Here is a 19,296-nt window from a genome sequence, read left to right as displayed (position 1 = left end):
CCGTAATGCTCAATGGAGCTGAGTGAGCAAGCCCGTGAAAGAAAGAAAGACAAGACCTGTTAATTTAGATTTGCAGACTATCCACTTTCCTATCACAGCAATAGCTTCCATCCTACACCGCGTGTCTGGGGTGATTACTTTTGTTGCGATTGGAATTTTACTTTATCTATTAAATATTTCCCTCTCTTCCCCGGAAGGCTTCGCGGAAGCAAGCGACATCGTCGATGGCTTTTTCGTTAAGTTTATTCTGTGGGGCATTTTAACCGCTCTGGCATACCACATTGCTGGTGGTATTCGTCACCTTCTTATGGACCTAGGTCACTTTGAAGAGCTGGAATCTGGCGCTAAGAGCGCTAAGGTTGCATTCGCAGCGACAGCGGTATTGTCTCTACTAGCGGGGATCTTAGTATGGTAAACAACGTTTCTACATTTGGTCGTAATGGCGTTCACGATTTCCTACTGATTCGTGCAACTGCAATCATTATGACGCTTTACACAATTTATTTGGTGAGCTTTTGTGCCTTCACCGACATCTCTTACGTATCATGGACTCAGTTCTTTGGTGGAACTTTCACTAAAGTCTTTACCATGTTAGCGCTTACCTCGGTTCTTGTTCACGCTTGGATCGGTCTATGGCAAGTGCTAACCGACTACATCAAATGCGCTAAACTGCGTGTTGGTCTTCAAGTAGGTGTAGTTGCGGTTCTTCTAGGATATTTCTTCTCTGGTCTGTTTGTTTTGTGGGGTGCGTAAGTGACTATTCCTGTTCGTGAGTTTGATGCCGTAGTAATCGGCGCTGGTGGTGCTGGTATGCGTGCCGCACTACAAATTTCAGAGCAAGGCCTTTCATGTGCATTGCTTTCTAAAGTATTTCCAACTCGTTCTCACACCGTTTCTGCTCAAGGTGGTATTACGGTTGCGCTAGGTAATGCGCATGAGGACCACTGGGAACAACACATGTACGATACGGTTAAAGGTTCTGATTACATCGGTGACCAAGACGCTATCGAATACATGTGTAAAAATGGCCCAGAGTCCGTTATCGAACTAGAGAAGATGGGTCTTCCATTCTCTCGTTTTGACAACGGAACTATCTACCAACGTCCTTTTGGTGGTCAATCGAAGAACTTTGGTGGTGAGCAAGCAGCTCGTACTGCAGCAGCAGCTGACCGTACTGGTCACGCGTTGCTACACACGCTTTACCAACAAAACATCAAGCACAAGACAACCGTATTCTCTGAGTGGTATGCGCTTGACCTTGTGAAAAATGAAGACGGTGCCATCCTTGGTACAACAGCACTTTGCATGGAAACAGGCGAAGTATGCTACTTCAAAGCAAAAGCCACTATCCTAGCGACAGGTGGTGCTGGTCGTATTTACGCGTCAACGACAAACGCGCACATCAATACTGGTGACGGTGTTGGTATGGCGATCCGTGCTGGCGTTCCAATGCAAGACATCGAAATGTGGCAGTTCCACCCGACGGGTATCGCTGGTGCAGGTGTTCTGGTAACGGAAGGTTGTCGTGGTGAAGGTGGTTACCTTCTGAATAAAGACGGTGAGCGCTTCATGGAACGTTACGCACCAAACGCGAAAGACTTAGCGGGTCGTGACGTTGTTGCTCGTTCAATGATGGTTGAAATCCGTGAAGGTCGGGGTTGTGACGGTCCTTGGGGTCCACACATCAAACTGAAACTGGATCACTTAGGTAAAGAGACGCTTGAATCTCGTCTACCTGGCGTTTGTGAACTGTCTCGTACCTTCGCACACGTTGACCCAGTAAAAGAGCCAATTCCAGTAATCCCAACATGTCATTACATGATGGGTGGTGTTCCGACGCAAGTTTCTGGTCAAGCGATCAAGCAAGCTGCTGATGGTAGCGATGTCGAAGTACAAGGTCTATTCGCTTGTGGTGAGATTGCTTCTGTATCTGTACACGGCGCAAACCGCTTGGGTGGTAACTCGCTACTTGACTTGGTGGTATTTGGTCGTGCGACCGGTCTACACCTAGGTGAGACACTGAAGAAGCAAGCGGATGCGAAGCCAGCAACTGAAGAAGACATTGCCCGTTCACTAGAGCGCTACAACCGTTGGGAAAACAGCACAGACGGTGAAGATCCAGCGCAGATCCGTAAAGATCTACAGCAATGTATGCAGAACAACTTCTCTGTATTCCGTGAAGGTAAAGCAATGGCTGAGGGCCTAGAAGAGCTTAAAGCGATTCGCGAGCGTCTGAAGAATGCACACCTTTCTGACAAGTCTACAGAGTTCAATACGCAGCGTATTGAGTGTCTAGAGCTTGAAAACCTAATGGAAACAGCTTACGCGACTGCTGTAGCGGCTAACTACCGTACAGAGAGCCGTGGTGCACACGCTCGTTTTGACTTCCCTGATCGTGATGATGAGCAATGGCTATGCCACACGCTTTACAATCCAGATACAGAAGAGATGTCTAAGCGTAACGTAAACATGGAACCTATCCACCGTGAAGCGTTCCCACCAAAAGCACGTACGTACTAAGGAGATCTAACCATGAAACTGAATTTCTCTTTATACCGCTACAATCCAGATGTTGACCAAAAACCTTACATGAAGGACTACGTCCTTGAAGTAGACGAAGGGTCAGACATGATGCTTTTGGACGCTCTTATTCTATTAAAAGAGCAAGATCCAACAATTTCATTCCGTCGTTCATGCCGTGAAGGTGTATGTGGTTCCGACGGTCTTAATATGAATGGTAAAAATGGACTGGCATGTATCACTCCATTGTCTGCGCTATCAGGCCAAGACAAGATTGTGATTCGCCCACTACCGGGTCTACCGGTTGTTCGTGACCTTATTGTGGACATGACTCAGTTCTACAATAACTACGAAAAAGTGAAGCCATTCTTAGTGTCTGATGGCAATGTGCCACCGTCACGCGAAAACCTACAAACCCCTGATGAACGAGCTCATTTGGATGGGTTGTATGAATGTATCATGTGTGCATGTTGTACAACGTCTTGTCCTTCTTTCTGGTGGAACCCAGACAAGTTCATCGGTCCTGCAGGCCTACTAGCTGCTTACCGTTGGTTAATTGATAGCCGAGATACAGCGACAGATGAACGTTTGTCTGATCTTGATGATGCATTTAGCGTTTTTCGTTGCCACGGCATCATGAATTGTGTAAGTGTTTGTCCTAAGGGATTAAATCCGACGAAAGCGATTGGTCACATCAAGACCATGCTCGTGAATCGTTCGGTTTAGAAATGGATAAAAATTGCCGCCCTAGCTGTTTTGGGCGGCCTTTTAATAGCTCGGCATAGACCGCAGCAAACGTGAAAACTACTGGTTAAGGGAAAATATGCACAACGGCGTGATGAAGGCATGGCTCGAGTCTTCACACTTGGCTGGCGCCAATGCAACATACGTAGAGGAACTCTACGAACTGTATCTAAGTGACCCCGACTCGGTAAGTGACGAATGGAGAAGTGTTTTTGAAGAGTTGCCTGTGCAAGCTTCAGAAACGGTGGAACAACCACACTCTCGTGTTCGTGAATACTTCCGACGACTCGCTCAAGAAACAAAGCATTACAGTGTCCAAGTTAGTGATCCAGATGTCGATGCGAAACAAGTAAAGGTTCTGCAACTTATTAATGCTTATCGATTCCGTGGGCATCAAGCAGCAAACCTAGATCCACTAGGTTTATGGAAAAGAGATACAGTCGCTGAACTGGATCCCTCTTTCCACACTCTCACCGAAGAAGACCTCAACGAGACGTTTAACGTCGGCTCTTACGCGATTGGTCAAGAGACGATGGTTCTTAAAGATCTCTACAAATCTTTGAAGCAGACGTATTGTGGCTCTATCGGTGCAGAATACATGCACATGACTAACACAGAACAAAAACGTTGGATTCAACAGCGTCTAGAGTCTGTTTCTGGTCAACCATCATTCAACAAAGAAGAGAAGCGAGCTTTCCTAGAAGAGCTAACGGCTGCTGAAGGTCTTGAGCGCTATCTTGGTGCTAAGTTCCCTGGTGCGAAGCGTTTCTCTCTGGAGGGTGGTGATGCTTTGATCCCAATGACGAAAGAGATCATTCGTCATGCTGGTGGTCAAGGTATGCGTGAAGTTGTTATTGGTATGGCTCACCGTGGTCGTTTGAACATGTTGGTGAACGTACTTGGTAAGAAACCACAAGACCTATTCGATGAGTTTGCTGGCAAACACGACGAAACATGGGGTACAGGTGATGTGAAATATCACCAAGGTTTCTCTGCTGACTTCGCAACTCCAGGTGGCGATGTTCACCTAGCGTTGGCATTTAACCCGTCTCACCTTGAGATTGTGAACCCAGTAGTTATTGGTTCTGTTCGTGCTCGTCAAGATCGTCTAGACGATAAAGATGGTAGCAGCGTGCTCCCTATTACTATTCACGGTGACTCTGCAATTGCAGGTCAAGGTGTCGTTCAAGAGACATTCAACATGTCTCAAGCACGTGGCTTCTGTGTTGGCGGTACCGTTCGTATCGTTGTTAACAACCAAGTTGGCTTCACAACATCAAACCCACGTGACACGCGTTCTACTATGTACTGTACTGATATCGCTAAGATGGTACAGGCACCGATTTTCCACGTTAATGCAGATGACCCAGAAGCAGTAGCTTTCGTTGCGCGTCTGGCACTGGATTACCGTAATACGTTCAAGCGCGATGTGGTTATCGACCTTGTTTGTTACCGTCGTCACGGTCACAACGAAGCAGATGAGCCGAATGCAACTCAACCGCTGATGTACCAAAAAATCAAAAAGCATCCAACACCACGTAAGCTATACGCTGACATCCTAATGGAGCGCGGTGAGTTTGGTATCGACACAGCAACTCAGCTGGTGAACGAATACCGTGATGCTCTAGACCATGGTGAAGTTGTCGTTAAAGAGTGGCGCCCAATGGCACTACACTCTGTAGACTGGAGCCCATACATTGGTCACGATTGGAACATCGATTGGAACAGCCAAGTTGATATCGAGCGTCTAAAAGAGCTTGGTACTAAGTTGTGCCAATACCCAGATAGCCACAAGCTACAAAGCCGAGTAAACAAACTGTACAACGATCGTACTGCCATGATTAATGGTGAGAAACAAGTCGATTGGGGTATGGCGGAGACACTTGCGTATGCGACTCTGGTAGATGATGGTAAACGTATCCGTATTTCTGGCCAAGATTCCGGCCGTGGTACTTTCTTCCACCGTCACTCTGTTCTACATAACCAAACAGATGCGAGCACTTACGTTCCACTTGCGAACATTCACGATAAGCAGGGTCCTTTCCAAGTGTTTGACTCAGTGCTATCTGAAGAAGCAGTTTTGGCATTTGAATACGGCTATGCAACAGCCGAGCCTAGCGGTTTAACCCTTTGGGAAGCGCAGTTCGGTGACTTTGCTAACGGTGCTCAAGTGGTTATTGACCAATTCATCTCGTCGGGTGAGCAAAAATGGGCACGTCTATGTGGCCTAACAATGCTGCTTCCACACGGTTACGAAGGTCAAGGTCCAGAGCACTCTTCGGCACGTCTTGAGCGTTACCTACAGCTATGTGCTGAACAGAACATGCAGGTTGTTGTGCCATCAACACCCGCTCAGGTTTACCACATGATTCGTCGTCAGGTTGTACGTCCAATGCGTCGTCCTCTGATTGTAATGTCTCCTAAGTCATTGCTGCGTCACCCACTGTGTACCTCTTCACTTGAAGAACTCGCAGAGGGTACATTCCAGCCAGCAATCGCTGAGATTGATGACATCAAACCAGAGAACGTGAAACGCGTAGTGTTCTGTTCAGGTAAGGTTTACTTTGACCTACTAGAGCAGCGCCGTAAGAACGAACAAGACGATGTTGCTATTGTGCGTATCGAGCAGCTATACCCATTCCCTCTTGAGGAAGTTCAAGCTGCAATTGCACAGTACACAAATGTTGAAGATTACGTTTGGTGTCAAGAAGAGCCACAAAACCAAGGTGCTTGGTACAGCAGTCAACACAACTTCCGTGCTGCGATTCCAGCGGGTGCTGATCTTAAATATGCAGGCCGTCCTGCTTCAGCATCACCAGCGGTTGGCTACATGTCAGTACACTTGAAACAACAAAAAGCGTTAATTGAAGACGCTCTGACCCTACTTTCGAACTAGAAGTAAAAGGAAAACACAGATATGACAATTGAAATTCTGGTTCCAGATTTACCTGAATCGGTGGCTGACGCAACAGTCGCAACTTGGCACAAACAACCGGGCGAAGCGGTTGAGCGCGATGAAGTCATCGTAGATATTGAAACTGACAAAGTGGTTCTAGAAGTACCAGCTCCAGAAGCCGGTGTTCTAGAGGCTATCATCGAAGAAGAAGGTGCAACAGTACTTTCTAAGCAACTTATCGCTAAGCTTAAGCCTGGCGCGGTTGCTGGTGAACCAACGACTGATACAACGGAAGATACTGAAGCATCTCCAGACAAGCGCCACAAAGCGACGCTTTCTGAAGAGAGCAACGACGCGCTAAGCCCGGCAGTTCGTCGTCTTCTTGCTGAACACAACCTGCAACCAGCTGACGTTAAAGGCACTGGCGTAGGCGGTCGTATCACTCGTGAAGACATCGATGCACACCTAGCGGCAGCGAAATCTGCACCTAAAGCAGAAACCCCTGCAGCGGTAGAAGCGCCAGCAGCAGCTCGTAGCCAGAAGCGTGTACCAATGACTCGTCTACGTAAAACAGTTGCTAACCGTCTGCTTGAAGCGAAGAACAGCACTGCAATGCTAACGACGTTCAACGAAGTAAACATGAAGCCAATCATGGATCTTCGTAAGCAGTACAAAGACCAGTTCGAGAAGCGTCACGATACACGTCTAGGTTTCATGTCTTTCTACGTGAAAGCGGTAACTGAAGCATTGAAGCGTTACCCAGAAGTCAACGCGTCTATCGACGGTGATGATATCGTTTACCACAACTACTTCGACATCAGCATGGCGGTATCTACGCCACGTGGTCTAGTCACTCCAGTCCTTAAAGACTGTGACACTCTAGGTTTCGCTGACATCGAGAAAGGCATCAAAGAGCTAGCGATCAAAGGCCGTGACGGCAAGCTAACGGTTGATGAGCTGATGGGCGGCAACTTCACTATCACAAACGGCGGTGTATTTGGTTCACTGATGTCCACGCCAATCATCAACCCACCACAAGCGGCTATCTTGGGTATGCATAAGATCCAAGAGCGTCCAATGGCGGTTGACGGTAAGGTTGAAATCCTACCGATGATGTACCTAGCGCTATCTTACGACCACCGTCTAATCGATGGCCGTGAGTCAGTTGGTTTCCTAGTAACCATTAAAGAGCTACTAGAAGATCCAGCACGTCTCCTATTAGACGTTTAATATCGCTAAAACGTCTAGTTGTGCTCAACAGCTAGACGTTGATAGTTTCAAAGGCTAGGCTAGCTCAACGTCTGGCCTTCACTTGAGCTAAGGATTACTTGTTAAATATTCGCTATTTATCTTGAGTTGTCTTGGCTGATTTGAGAAGACCCTACAGACGTAACACAGATGACTGTGTCGTTATGGAAATAATAATCCCTTAAGGGAAAATAAACGGAATATCAAAATGAATTTGCATGAATACCAAGCCAAACAGCTGTTTGCAGAATTCGGTTTGCCTGTACCAGAAGGTTTCGCATGTGATACAGCTCAAGAAGCTTTCGAAGCTGCGGGTCGTATCTCTACTGAAAAGAAAGTTGTTAAGTGTCAAGTACACGCTGGCGGTCGCGGTAAAGCGGGCGGTGTAGAACTACATGACACAAAAGAAGGCGTTAAAGAGTTTGCTCAAAAGTGGCTAGGTAAGAACCTAGTGACTTACCAAACAGATGCAAATGGTCAGCCTGTAACTAAAATCCTAGTTGAAGAAGCGTCTAACATCGCTAACGAACTTTACCTAGGCGCAGTTGTCGATCGTGCAACACGTAAAATTGTATTCATGGCGTCTACTGAAGGCGGTGTGGATATTGAGAAAATCGCTGAAGAGACTCCTGAGTTGATTCACCAATCTGCGATTGATCCTCTAGTAGGTCCTCAAGCTTACCAAGGCCGTGAACTTGCGTTCAAACTTGGTCTAGTTGGCGACCAAATCAAACAGTTCGTTAAGATCTTCATGGGTCTTGGCCAAATGTTCTCTCAGTACGACCTAGCTCTACTAGAGATCAACCCACTTGTTATCACTGGCGAAGGCAACCTTCTTTGTCTAGACGGCAAGATCAACATCGACTCAAACGCGATGTACCGTCAGCCAAAACTACGTGAAATGCACGATCCATCTCAAGAAGATGAGCGCGAAGCACACGCAGCACAGTGGGAACTAAACTACGTAGCACTAGATGGTAACGTTGGCTGTATGGTTAACGGTGCAGGTCTAGCTATGGGTACGATGGATATCGTTAACCTACACGGTGGCAAACCAGCAAACTTCCTTGATGTGGGCGGCGGCGCAACGAAAGAGCGTGTAGCTGAAGCATTCAAGATCATCCTTTCTGATGACAATGTAAGCGCAGTACTAGTAAATATCTTCGGTGGTATCGTTCGTTGTGACATGATCGCAGAAGGTATTATCGGTGCGGTTAAAGAAGTAGGCGTAACAGTACCAGTTGTTGTTCGTCTAGAAGGTACAAACGCAGACCTAGGTCGTGAAGTACTTGCTAATTCTGATGTTGATATCATTGCAGCTGAATCTCTAACAGATGCTGCTCAGAAAGTTGTTGCTGCTGCGGAGGCGAAATAATGTCTGTACTAATTAACAAAGACACTAAAGTAATCTGTCAGGGTTTCACTGGCGGTCAAGGTACATTCCACTCAGAGCAAGCTATCGCATACGGTACGCAAATGGTTGGTGGTGTATCTCCAGGTAAAGGTGGTCAAACTCACCTTGGTCTTCCTGTATTCAACACTGTACGTGAAGCAGTAGAAGTAACTGGCGCAACAGCAACAGTTATCTACGTACCAGCTCCTTTCTGTAAAGATGCAATTCTTGAAGCGATCGACGCAGGTATCGAACTGATCGTAACGATCACTGAAGGTATCCCAACGACAGATATGATCGACGTTAAAGTGAAGCTAGAAGAAACTGGCGTTCGCATGATCGGTCCTAACTGTCCAGGTCTTATCACTCCAGACGAGTGTAAGATTGGTATCATGCCTGGTCACATCCACAAGAAAGGTAAAGTAGGTATCGTATCTCGTTCAGGTACTCTTACTTACGAAGCTGTTAAACAAACAACAGACGAAGGCTTCGGCCAGTCTACGTGTGTTGGTATCGGTGGTGACCCAATCCCAGGTTCAAACTTCATTGATATCCTAAAACTGTTCCAAGAAGACCCTGAAACAGAAGCAATCGTAATGATTGGTGAAATCGGTGGTACAGCGGAAGAAGAAGCAGCAGCGTTCATCAAAGAGAACGTAACTAAGCCAGTTGTTTCTTACATCGCAGGTGTTACTGCTCCTCCGGGTAAACGTATGGGCCACGCTGGTGCAATCATTTCTGGCGGTAAAGGTACTGCTGAAGACAAATTCGCAGCACTTGAAGCAGCAGGCGTTAAGACAGTTAAGTCTCTTGCTGACATCGGTAAAGGTCTACGCGAGATTACTGGTTGGTAATCAGCGCTTTACAGTGATAGATAATAAAAAGGCTTGGTCGATGACCAAGCCTTTTTTGTATGTTTTCTAAGATACGAGATACAAAAAGTAACTCTAAGCTCTATTTTTTACCATCTGTGACAACATAAACATTGCGGTTGCAGTGATGACGACAGAAGGACCCGCTGGGGTGTCGTAGAACCAAGAAAGACTCAGTCCACCAAGCACCGCCAGAGAACCAATACCAGATGCAATGAAGGCCATCTGTTCAGGGGTTTGAGCAAACTTGCGTGCTGTCGCGGCTGGAATAATCAGTAATGATGTCATGATCAGAGCACCAACAAACTTCATACCTACCGCAATAACGATACCGACCATTAACATCAATACCAAACGCATCAGGTCTATGTTGATACCCTCTACAGCAGCGAGGTCTTCATTAACCGTTGTCGATAGTAAAGGGCGCCAGAAAATAGCCAAAACGAGTGCTACAGCGGCAGCACCACTATAAATAAATACGAGGTCGGTCGGCGATACAGCAAGCAGATCACCGAATAGGTAGCTCATTAAGTCAACACGAACGTTATCGAGAAAGCTAACGGCCACTAAGCCAAGCGAAAGGGCGCTGTGTGCAAGGATGCCCAGTAATGTATCGGTCGCAACCAATTTCTGTTTCTGTAAGGTAACTAGCAGTACCGCGAGCATTAAACAGCAGATTAGCAGCGCTAAGTAGAGGTTAATCTCTAATAGGAAGCCAAGCGCCAGCCCCATCAATGACGCGTGCGCTAACGTATCACCAAAGTAGGCCATTTTACGCCACACAACAAAAGAGCCGAGTGGGCCAGCAATCAAAGCAATGCCAAGGCCAGCAAGAATAGAAGGTAAAAGGAACTCAAGCATTAGTGGTGTCCGTGATTGTGATTTTTACAACTATGAGCTTCACCTGATACAGGTTGACCTGCTAAATCATGGTGGTGATGATCATGTTGATGATGGTAGAAAGCCAAGCTCTCTTGAACCGCAGTACCGAATAAGGCGATGTAAGAAGGGTGATGCTTGATATCAGCCGGTGCACCTGAACAGCAAACATGGTGATTAAGACAAATCACATCATCGGTTTTCGCCATCACGAGGTGCAAATCATGAGATACCATGAATACTGCGCACCCGAAACGGTGCCGGATTGAGTCGATAAGTTCGTAAAGATCAATTTGACCTTGAACATCAACACCTTGTGCTGGCTCGTCGAGTACCAGTAAATCTGGGCGACGGAGCAGCGAACGAGCGATAAGTACACGTTGGTTCTCACCACCAGATAGCTGATGCATATTGTTCTTAATAAGGTGCTCTGCGCCAACCAGTTTTAATGATTCAAGAATCTCTTGTTGGCTGAACTTACCGGTAAGCTTGAGAAAACGTTCTACATTTAGAGGTAGAGAGTCGTTAAGCTTCAGTTTTTGAGGAACATAGCCAATTTTTAGTTTTTTGTTTTTGGTAATGGTGCCAGAGTATCGGTTTTGAAGCCCAAGTAGCACTTTGACTAGGGTCGATTTACCTGCACCATTTGGGCCTATTAGAGTTGTGATTTGGCCGCGCTCTATATTTAGAGATATATTGTCTAAAACTTTTCTACCGTCGAACTCAACACTGACGGAATCCAATTGGATTAAGTTATCCATGAATAGAACTCATTTGCAATTAGCTAATGTTATAATGTAACATCTACAGCAGGCCTAAGCTACTTTTCTATTATAGAGGTAATATGTTACGTTCATCTTTTATACTGACAAGCTTGCTATTGATCCCAAGCGTTGCCAGTGCCAGCACTATTCTAACAAGTTTTAAACCTATTCAAATGATTGTTACGGAATTAACGCAAGGTGTCAGTGAACCAGATGCGATAATGAACAGTAATGCCTCACCTCATGACTACGCTTTAAAACCGTCTGATGTAAAGAAAGTTCAGCAGGCTGACATGGTAATTTGGTTTGGTCCAGACCTAGAAGCCTTTCTAACCAAAGTCGTTAAATCGAATGATAACGTGGTGACTATTAGTGAAATCCCCAACATAAACCTAAAAGAGTTTGGTGACGATTCACATGACCACCATCATGATGGACATGATCACGGTAGTCATGATCCGCATTTCTGGTTAGGTATTGATCAGGTGAAAGTCGCTTCAACTTATATCACCGGCAAGCTGATCGAAGTTGACCCTCAGAATGCGAATGCTTACAACAAAAACCTTGAGAACTTCTTGAAACAGCTTGCTGAGAAAAAGAGCTCGATTGAAGCACAACTAGCACCGGTAAAAGACAAGGGCTACTACGTATTCCATGATGCATACAGCTACTATGAAGATGAATTCGGCCTCAACAAGCTTGGTCACTTTACAGTAAGTCCTGAGCGTAAGCCTGGTGCTAAGACACTGATCTCGATTAAAAAGACATTGGCGAAACAAGATGTACAATGTGTTTTCTCTGAGCCTCAATTTACGCCAGCGGTGATTGAATCAGTCGTTCGCGGTAGCTCTACTCAGAAAGGTCAATTAGATCCAATCGGTTCAACAATTGAAGTCGGTAAAGGGAGTTACTTCGAGTTCCTCCAGCAATTGACTGATAGTTACTCAAGTTGTTTATCTGCACAATAAATCGCATCTGAGTAAAGTTTCTATAGACTTAGTAATCAGACGCTTATGAATAATGCCGCATTTTGCGGCATTTTCGTGATCTACAAGATAAATCCTACCTCAAATTTGCAATCTGCCTTTTTCCCAAGCTAATTTCCGCTAAAATAGTGAGATAATTATAATCACAAAATAACTCATCGACGGCTGTTGCACTCTCAAAGTTGTGTGGGCCGGTACTATTTGCTGTTGTTAGGAAAAAGCTTGTATTCAGTGATCCTTAGATTACTCATCTTCATGAGTCTTTCGCTGAGTGTTTCTACACTGAGTGTCGCATCATCGGTTTTCTATCCTTTACCTGTTCAAGGGCAAGGGAACTTTCTTGCGGCTAAAAACCTTTACTTAGGTGAAGGCGGAGGCTTATGGATCCATGATGTGCACGGTAAAGTCATGTTTTATGACGGTGGAACCCTCTTACCAAGAAAGGGTAGCCTACTTGAGTTTTCTTTCGACGAAGTGGCTTTCTTAAACGATGAGTTTTGGACTTACTTTGATAATGAGGTCTATCGTCATGTTCCTGGTATAGAGAGCTTTCTCGCGTTCAGTTTAAGCCCTGGATCAGACATTCTTAATATCGGCGCTTCAGGCGACTATATCTGGGTGACCGATCGAAACAACTTCTATACCTTCAACACTCTCACCAGCGAGTTTGAGACTTACTCATTACTTAAGCTCTATCGCCATAATAAACGAGGCGATATCCAAATAAATGATGCTGAACGTGTACTGTCGAAGTGGGTACTCGCAACATCGGCTGGGGTATATCGCTCAGAAGAGAGGGAGTTTGAGCACATAACTGCTTCAGGTAAATTCTATATCGAAGAGGTCTACTTTTCTGATGCTCGACGTGAGTTACTTGTCGGCTCAAGGAGTGGGTTAGCGATCATTAGCTTATCATCACCGGATGTGGTGAATAGAATTCCTGGTTCTCACGTCTTGTCGCTTGCTGAGACCTCAGACCAATACTGGATTGGAACCGAACATGGCCTGATGAGCTATAACTTTATCACAGGTAAGATTACGCGTTTCCAAGGGGCTGATAACCAAGATTTTTCGCTCCCGGGTGAAAAAATATACTCTTTAGTCAACGACTCTGCTGGCGGTTTGTGGGTCGCGACTAACAATGGTATACGCTACTTTTCTTTGTACAGCAGCACCTTTCAAAGAACCTCAATCTCTGGGTTAGGTATGCATTCGGTGAGCTTTTCCGTCAATAAAATACTGTCTATCAGTGAATCCGAATTTTGGGTAGCGACGTCGGAAGGGTTATATGTAGCCAGAACAGATTCTAGAGTACTTCCCAAGCGAATCTACTCTGAACCAACGAGCGATATTGTTGCGTATCAAGGTTTAGTTTACCTTGCGACGCCAACCGGCTTAGTCGCTGTTGATCAGTATACTCGTCAGCTCAAATCGTTGAATTTACCTAGAAGCTTACTTCAACGGCAAGTCGATACTCTTGCTCTGAGTAAAGAAGGGTTACTTTGGCTGACATCTGAACAAAGCCTTTATTCACTCGATATAACCACAAATAAAGCGGTCTCCTATGGTGCGGATTGGCTAGTCAGTAAGTACTTACCTGCAAAGATTACCGATCTTTCGGTAGACGAACAAGGTGAGGTCTACATTGGTACGGACCATGGTTACTACTCATTGGTGAATGGCAAAATTGGCTTTAAAAAAGACAGCTTGAGGTTTGGTAAGGTCGTTGATATTACCCACTCTAGTGATGGCTCTCACTGGTTTGCTGGGCGCTATGGCGTTTATCGAATGGCGAAAGGGAGTGAGTTCATTGAAGATGTCGAGCTGGTTGAAGACAACATCAGTCCGGTGTGTTTGGTCAGTGATAAACATGGAGTTTGGCTGGGGTCTTCAAAAGGGATTAGCTTTTATGGGCTTAGTGGCAATCTCAATAAACATATTGGCTCACCATTCGGTTTGATTCTTAACGAGTTCTCACCTGGAGCGTGCAGTTTAGCAGTCGCTGAACCATTGCAATCGGGTTTGCTTGTTATGGGATCTAAGTATGGTCTCGTGGGGGCGATGTCTAATGAGCTTTTGGTGTCTGTGACACCGCAAAGGCGTGCGTTAGTAAGCAAAGTCACGGTCGATCAAGACACAGTTGCTTTGGGCGGAAAGTATATAGATTCATTGGAAGTGCCTTATGGCAGCTCATTGAGTTTTAAGTTTGGAGTTTTACCGTTTGGTTTTGTCCAAGCAATGGAGTATCGGTTGAGTGAAGATGAGCCCTGGATAGAGTTCGAAGGCGGCTTACTGACTCTTGAGCACATTTTGCCCGGTGACTATGTACTCGAAGTGAAGCCAGTTAAAGACTCACATTATCGTTTCGTCTCGACTAAGCAGCCGTTTTCTATTCTAGAGCCTTGGTATTTGAGTAATTGGGCTGCAGCAAGCTTTATTGTTTTGTTGGCAGGGTTCGTGATTGCGTTGGTATTTTGGCGTTCCCGTTTTGTTACTTTCGCCAACCGCAAGCTTAAGGCTCAAGTGGCATTGAAGACCGATCAGTTGCGACATCAAAGTCGAATTTTATTGGCAACTAACCAACAACTTAAAAAACAGCTGGCGGTAAAAAATGTTCTCGTAACCCATACAGCTAGCAGGTTAGTTGAAGAGGTAAATCGCGCCGCTGCACTGATCCCTAATTGGCAAGAGAGTGATGAAATATCGCCCATCGTAGAGCTTCGCCAAGGGCTAGAGCAACTCGCTCAGGGTCATGAGAATAGCCAAGCGATATATTACGATTTGGTTCTCGTTTTAGAGTCAGTGTTAACCGCATGGAAAGATGATCTTGCCAAGGCAGGTATTGAGCTCGAGGTCAGCTTAAACACTAAGCAGCGATATATCACACTGAATTACTTCAATCTTGATATTGTCTTCAATAGCTTGGTGGCCAGTGCAATCAAACGGAATTTTAAGTCTCAACGTATGCTTATTTTAGTTGAGGAGGTTCAACAGCAACTTGTGGTCACATTGCGTGATTTTGGGATGCCGTTCCCTAAATGGGCAGTAGCCAATCCTGATACCGGTGTAACTCAGTCGACAGATCTAAACATTGAGAAACTACCAATCCTTGTACAACAGAGTGGTGGTGAGCTGAAGGCATTCATATCGGATTCGCAAAATGTTGTGCAGCTGCTTTGGCCAATTGAGTACCAAGCCTCTCAGAAAGTCACCGAAAGCACCTTAGAGCAGATAGAAACGATTAAACATCCTGTGCTTACGCAAGAGCAGCAGAAAATGAGCGCTGAACAAGAGTGGAAGAACCGTGTCACTCTATTAGTTGGTGAGCATTACTCTGATGCAGAGTTTGGTACGGCTTCTGCTGCACGCTTGCTATACATGTCTGAGCGCAGTTTACAGCGTCGCTTTAAGTCTGCTTTCGACAAGACGTTTAAAGAGCACTTGAACCAAGTACGTTTGGAGCATGCTTGTGAAAGACTGTTAGCTGGTGAGAAAGTGTCTGACGTGGCTTTCAATTCCGGATTCAATGACCCGTCGTATTTCAGTCAGAGATTTAAACACCACTTTGGTATGTCACCTTCGAAGTTTGCTGAAAATAGTGACGACTAATAGAAATTGGAATACTAATGAGCCTCGACATTGTTCGGGGCTTTTTTTATGGTTCTGAGATGCGAGATGCGAGATGCGAGATGCGAGATGCGAGATGCGAGATGCGAGATAAGGGATACGAAAGAATAGACGATTGATTAGTAAGGAGTGAGGTAGAGAAGATAAGAAAAAAAATATCGTGGTATAGCCGGGGGGACTATACCACGGGTGTCAAAGACACCTTCGCTTGCTGCCGGAGTGATACAGCGAAAGCTATATCACCTCTGGAATAAAGTTAAAGAGAAGGAGTTTCTCTTCGTTGGAATTAACTATACGGGGTAGCACTTATTTTCCTTATAAAATTAACGACATCATGATGTAACAAATCCGACATATTCTTAAGTTATTGATTTTTAGTTATTTATTTGTGTTTGGTTGATTTCATACTCTTACGGTAGTTTTCCGTGAGTGTTGAAAATAACGGAATTGACGTAGCGTGTTTTGACGAAATTTACGAGTGTCTATTTTCGAAAACTTTGATTTCACACATTATTATTATGGTTATTGATGTGTATTATCACGTTAATAACAATATTTCTCATTATCAATATCTCTACTGGATGCTTATGAAACTGTCACAGCTTGAGCAAGGTAAAGCGGCTACTGTTGTAGCGCTCACAGGATTATCTCCCGATGTCAGAAAAAAACTTATGGTCATGGGGGTTCTTCCGAAAACCCAAGTCACTCTGGTTCGTCGTGCACCAATGGGGGACCCATTGCAGGTTGAAGTTAGAGGTGTATCTATTGCTATTCGTCAAAACATTGCCCAGCAGATCGAGGTGAGCCAATGAATTATCAAGTATTGACGGTTGGTAACCCGAACAGTGGTAAAACAACACTGTTTAATGCTTTAACCGGTGCTAAGCAGCATGTGGGTAACTGGGCTGGTGTGACTGTAGAGAAAAAGACAGGTACATACAGTCATGCAGGCGATCAGTTTAAACTGACTGATCTTCCGGGTATCTACGCTTTAGATAGTGGTAATGACAGTAACAGTATTGATGAATCTATCGCTTCTCGTGCTGTACTTACTCATCCTGCTGATGTGATCATCAATGTTGTCGATGCGAGTAGCTTAGAGCGCAGCTTATACATGACACTTCAATTGCGTGAGATGGGACGTCCAATGATTGTTGTACTCAACAAGATGGATGTGCTTAAGCGTGAGCGTCAGGTTCTCGATCAGAAAACTCTAGAAAAAGCATTAGGTTGCCCTGTTTTAAGCCTATCAGCAAACGACAAATCACAAGTTGCTCGCTTCAAAGAGAAGTTGCATAGATTGTTGGTTCAAGGTGTCAGCCTAGAGCCTATCACGATTGACTATGAAGAAGCGTTTGAAGCGTTAATACCACAAGTCGAAACAAAATTTGATGATACAGATGTATCGCATCGTGCGCTTGCTATTCGTGCCCTTGAAAATGATTACCTAGTTTTGAATAGCTTAGCGCCAAATGACCGTCAGCAGATTGATGCTATAAGAACCGGTACCCATCTCGATATCGACTTAGCGGTGGCAGATGCAAAATACACTATGCTGCATGAGCTTTGTAAGCGCGTGCGCCGTAGCGAAGGTAAGTTGAGCCGAAATTTCACAGAAAAAGCTGACCAACTGATTCTGAATAAGTGGGTAGGCATTCCGTTCTTCTTCGTAGTGATGTATCTGATGTTCATGTTCTCCATTAACATCGGTAGTGCATTCATCGACTTCTTTGACATCGGCGTTGGCGCACTGTTGGTCGATGGTGGTCACTATTTATTGGATGATCATTTACCCGTTTGGCTCGTTACTATATTAGCGGATGGTATCGGTGGTGGTATTCAAACGGTCGCCACTTTTATTCCTGTGATTGCTTGCTTGTACTTGTTCCTTGCTGTTCTCGAGAGTTCAGGTTACATGGCTCGTGCTGCGTTTGTTCTTGATAAAGTGATGCAGAAAATTGGTCTGCCAGGGAAAGCTTTTGTACCACTAGTGTTGGGCTTCGGTTGTAACGTTCCCTCAATTATGGCGACACGTACTCTTGACCAAGAACGTGAGCGTAAACTTGCCGCTGCAATGGCTCCATTTATGTCATGTGGCGCACGTTTACCGGTGTACGCTCTATTTGCAGCAGCGTTTTTCCCAGGTGCGGGACAGAACATCGTATTTGCTCTCTACTTATTGGGTATTGCAGCGTCTATCTTTACTGGCTTATTCCTGAAGAATACGCTTTACCCAGGCAGCAGCGACAGTCTAGTTATGGAGATGCCAGACTACGAATTGCCAACCATGCAAAACGTAATGCTGAAAACCTGGCAAAAGCTGAAGCGCTTTGTTCTGGGGGCAGGTAAAACTATTGTTATGGTCGTTGCAGTACTAAGCTTCCTTAACTCTCTGGGTACTGATGGCTCATTCGGTAACGAAGACAGCGAAAACTCTGTATTGTCGAAAGCAGCTCAAGTGGTCACGCCTGTGTTTGCGCCAATCGGTATTCAAGAAGAGAACTGGCCAGCGACGGTAGGTATCATTACAGGTATCTTCGCTAAAGAGGCAGTAGTGGGTACATTGAACAGTTTGTACACAACTCCTTCAGATGAAGAAGCTGCGGAGTTTGATTTAGCGGGCAGCCTGTATGAGGCGGTAATGACAATTCCAGATAACCTAGCAGGTCTAAGCTATTCAGATCCTCTAGGTATCGAAGTCGGTGATCTTTCAGATTCAAGCGCTGTAGCCGAAGAGCAAGAAGTTAATACATCTATCTTCGGCAACTTGAAAGAGAAGTTTGCCTCTAGCCACGCAGCATTTGCGTACCTAATTCTTATCTTACTATACACTCCTTGTGTGGCTGCGATGGGCGCATACGTAAGAGAGTTTGGTCAAATGTTTGCCCGCTTTATTGCGGTTTGGACAATGGCGCTAGGCTACTTTGGTGCGGCTTTCTATTACCAAGTAGCTAATTTCGCTGCTCACCCAATCTCAAGTGCAGTTTGGATGGTAGTGATTGTGGTTGGCTTTGTTGTCACTTACATCGGCTTTAAAAAGCTGGGTAAAAAACAGCGCGCACTAGAGGCTCAATTTGCATGATTTTAAGAGAGTTACATCAATACATTACCGAGCAAGGTAGTGCGGCTCGTAAGGAACTTGCGGCTAAGTTTGGCATGAGTGAAGATGGCGTTGATGCGATGCTCCATGTCTGGATAAAAAAAGGGAAAGTGAGTCGACTGGTGGATACCAATCAACATGGCCACACCACCCGCATTCGGTACACCATTAATCAACAAAACGGCTTATCACTCAACGTGATGATGTAGTTCTTAAGATGAAAATGAAAAAACCGCAGTCATAGAATGAAATGACTGCGGTTTTTGT

General features: G+C 45.2%; 15 protein-coding genes. 13 read left to right on the top strand and 2 right to left on the bottom strand.

What is annotated here, in order from left to right:
* Window positions 1-22 precede the first annotated feature (22 nt).
* The 8 genes from sdhC (at window position 23) to sucD (ending at window position 9,655) form a co-directional block, all read left to right on the top strand.
* Window positions 23-415, top strand: a complete 393-nt coding sequence (sdhC, locus tag AC6I7V_RS09800; protein ID WP_150893808.1) for a succinate dehydrogenase cytochrome b556 subunit — start codon at window positions 23-25, stop codon at window positions 413-415.
* A complete protein-coding gene (gene sdhD / locus AC6I7V_RS09795; RefSeq protein WP_032551860.1) occupies window positions 409-753 on the top strand; it encodes a succinate dehydrogenase, hydrophobic membrane anchor protein in 345 nt (114 codons plus the stop codon). The genes sdhC and sdhD overlap by 7 nt, the downstream gene beginning before the upstream one ends.
* Entirely contained in the window at window positions 754-2,520 is a 1,767-nt protein-coding gene (sdhA, locus tag AC6I7V_RS09790) for a succinate dehydrogenase flavoprotein subunit (protein ID WP_255230193.1), read from the top strand.
* Window positions 2,521-2,532: 12 nt separating this feature from the next.
* Entirely contained in the window at window positions 2,533-3,246 is a 714-nt protein-coding gene (locus AC6I7V_RS09785) for a succinate dehydrogenase iron-sulfur subunit (protein WP_150869062.1), read from the top strand.
* A gap of 97 nt (window positions 3,247-3,343) precedes the next feature.
* Window positions 3,344-6,160, top strand: a complete 2,817-nt coding sequence (gene sucA / locus AC6I7V_RS09780; RefSeq protein ID WP_255230194.1) for a 2-oxoglutarate dehydrogenase E1 component — start codon at window positions 3,344-3,346, stop codon at window positions 6,158-6,160.
* A 21-nt stretch (window positions 6,161-6,181) separates the two neighbouring features.
* On the top strand, window positions 6,182-7,390 hold the full coding sequence (gene odhB, locus AC6I7V_RS09775; protein WP_255230195.1) for a 2-oxoglutarate dehydrogenase complex dihydrolipoyllysine-residue succinyltransferase: 1,209 nt from the start codon (window positions 6,182-6,184) through the stop codon (window positions 7,388-7,390).
* A gap of 226 nt (window positions 7,391-7,616) precedes the next feature.
* Window positions 7,617-8,783: an ADP-forming succinate--CoA ligase subunit beta gene (gene sucC / locus AC6I7V_RS09770; RefSeq protein WP_032551865.1), complete on the top strand. Its 1,167-nt coding sequence runs from the start codon at window positions 7,617-7,619 to the stop codon at window positions 8,781-8,783.
* The gene (gene sucD, locus AC6I7V_RS09765; RefSeq protein ID WP_004737919.1) at window positions 8,783-9,655 is read left to right on the top strand and encodes a succinate--CoA ligase subunit alpha; all 873 of its coding nucleotides are present in this window, start codon (window positions 8,783-8,785) and stop codon (window positions 9,653-9,655) included. Before sucC ends, sucD begins: the two co-directional genes overlap by 1 nt.
* 93 nt (window positions 9,656-9,748) lie before the next feature.
* Here sucD and znuB read toward each other — a convergent pair whose 3' ends face one another.
* Window positions 9,749-10,534, bottom strand: coding sequence for a zinc ABC transporter permease subunit ZnuB (znuB, locus tag AC6I7V_RS09760; protein WP_261881905.1), 786 nt, complete (start codon window positions 10,532-10,534; stop codon window positions 9,749-9,751).
* The gene (gene znuC / locus AC6I7V_RS09755) at window positions 10,534-11,313 is read right to left on the bottom strand and encodes a zinc ABC transporter ATP-binding protein ZnuC (protein ID WP_255230197.1); all 780 of its coding nucleotides are present in this window, start codon (window positions 11,311-11,313) and stop codon (window positions 10,534-10,536) included. Before znuC ends, znuB begins: the two co-directional genes overlap by 1 nt.
* Window positions 11,314-11,396: 83 nt before the next feature.
* Between znuC and znuA the strand changes: the two genes are divergently transcribed.
* The 5 genes from znuA to AC6I7V_RS09730 all read left to right on the top strand — a co-directional run bounded on the left by znuA (window position 11,397) and on the right by AC6I7V_RS09730 (window position 19,238).
* The gene (znuA, locus tag AC6I7V_RS09750; RefSeq protein WP_255230198.1) at window positions 11,397-12,284 is read left to right on the top strand and encodes a zinc ABC transporter substrate-binding protein ZnuA; all 888 of its coding nucleotides are present in this window, start codon (window positions 11,397-11,399) and stop codon (window positions 12,282-12,284) included.
* A 273-nt stretch (window positions 12,285-12,557) separates the two neighbouring features.
* Window positions 12,558-15,911 (top strand): AraC family transcriptional regulator, encoded by a 3,354-nt coding sequence (locus AC6I7V_RS09745; RefSeq protein ID WP_498011674.1) that lies wholly within the window; start codon window positions 12,558-12,560, stop codon window positions 15,909-15,911.
* 605 nt (window positions 15,912-16,516) lie between these two features.
* Window positions 16,517-16,741, top strand: coding sequence for a FeoA family protein (locus AC6I7V_RS09740; protein ID WP_255231806.1), 225 nt, complete (start codon window positions 16,517-16,519; stop codon window positions 16,739-16,741).
* Entirely contained in the window at window positions 16,738-19,011 is a 2,274-nt protein-coding gene (feoB, locus tag AC6I7V_RS09735; RefSeq protein WP_498010792.1) for a Fe(2+) transporter permease subunit FeoB, read from the top strand. The genes AC6I7V_RS09740 and feoB overlap by 4 nt, the downstream gene beginning before the upstream one ends.
* The gene (locus tag AC6I7V_RS09730; RefSeq protein WP_255230200.1) at window positions 19,008-19,238 is read left to right on the top strand and encodes a FeoC-like transcriptional regulator; all 231 of its coding nucleotides are present in this window, start codon (window positions 19,008-19,010) and stop codon (window positions 19,236-19,238) included. Before feoB ends, AC6I7V_RS09730 begins: the two co-directional genes overlap by 4 nt.
* Window positions 19,239-19,296: the final 58 nt, after the last annotated feature.

The sequence above is a fragment of the Vibrio sp. KUL70 genome, assembly GCF_059725515.1.
Note: the sequence above shows the minus strand (reverse complement) of the source record. Positions and strands in the feature narration are given on the sequence as shown.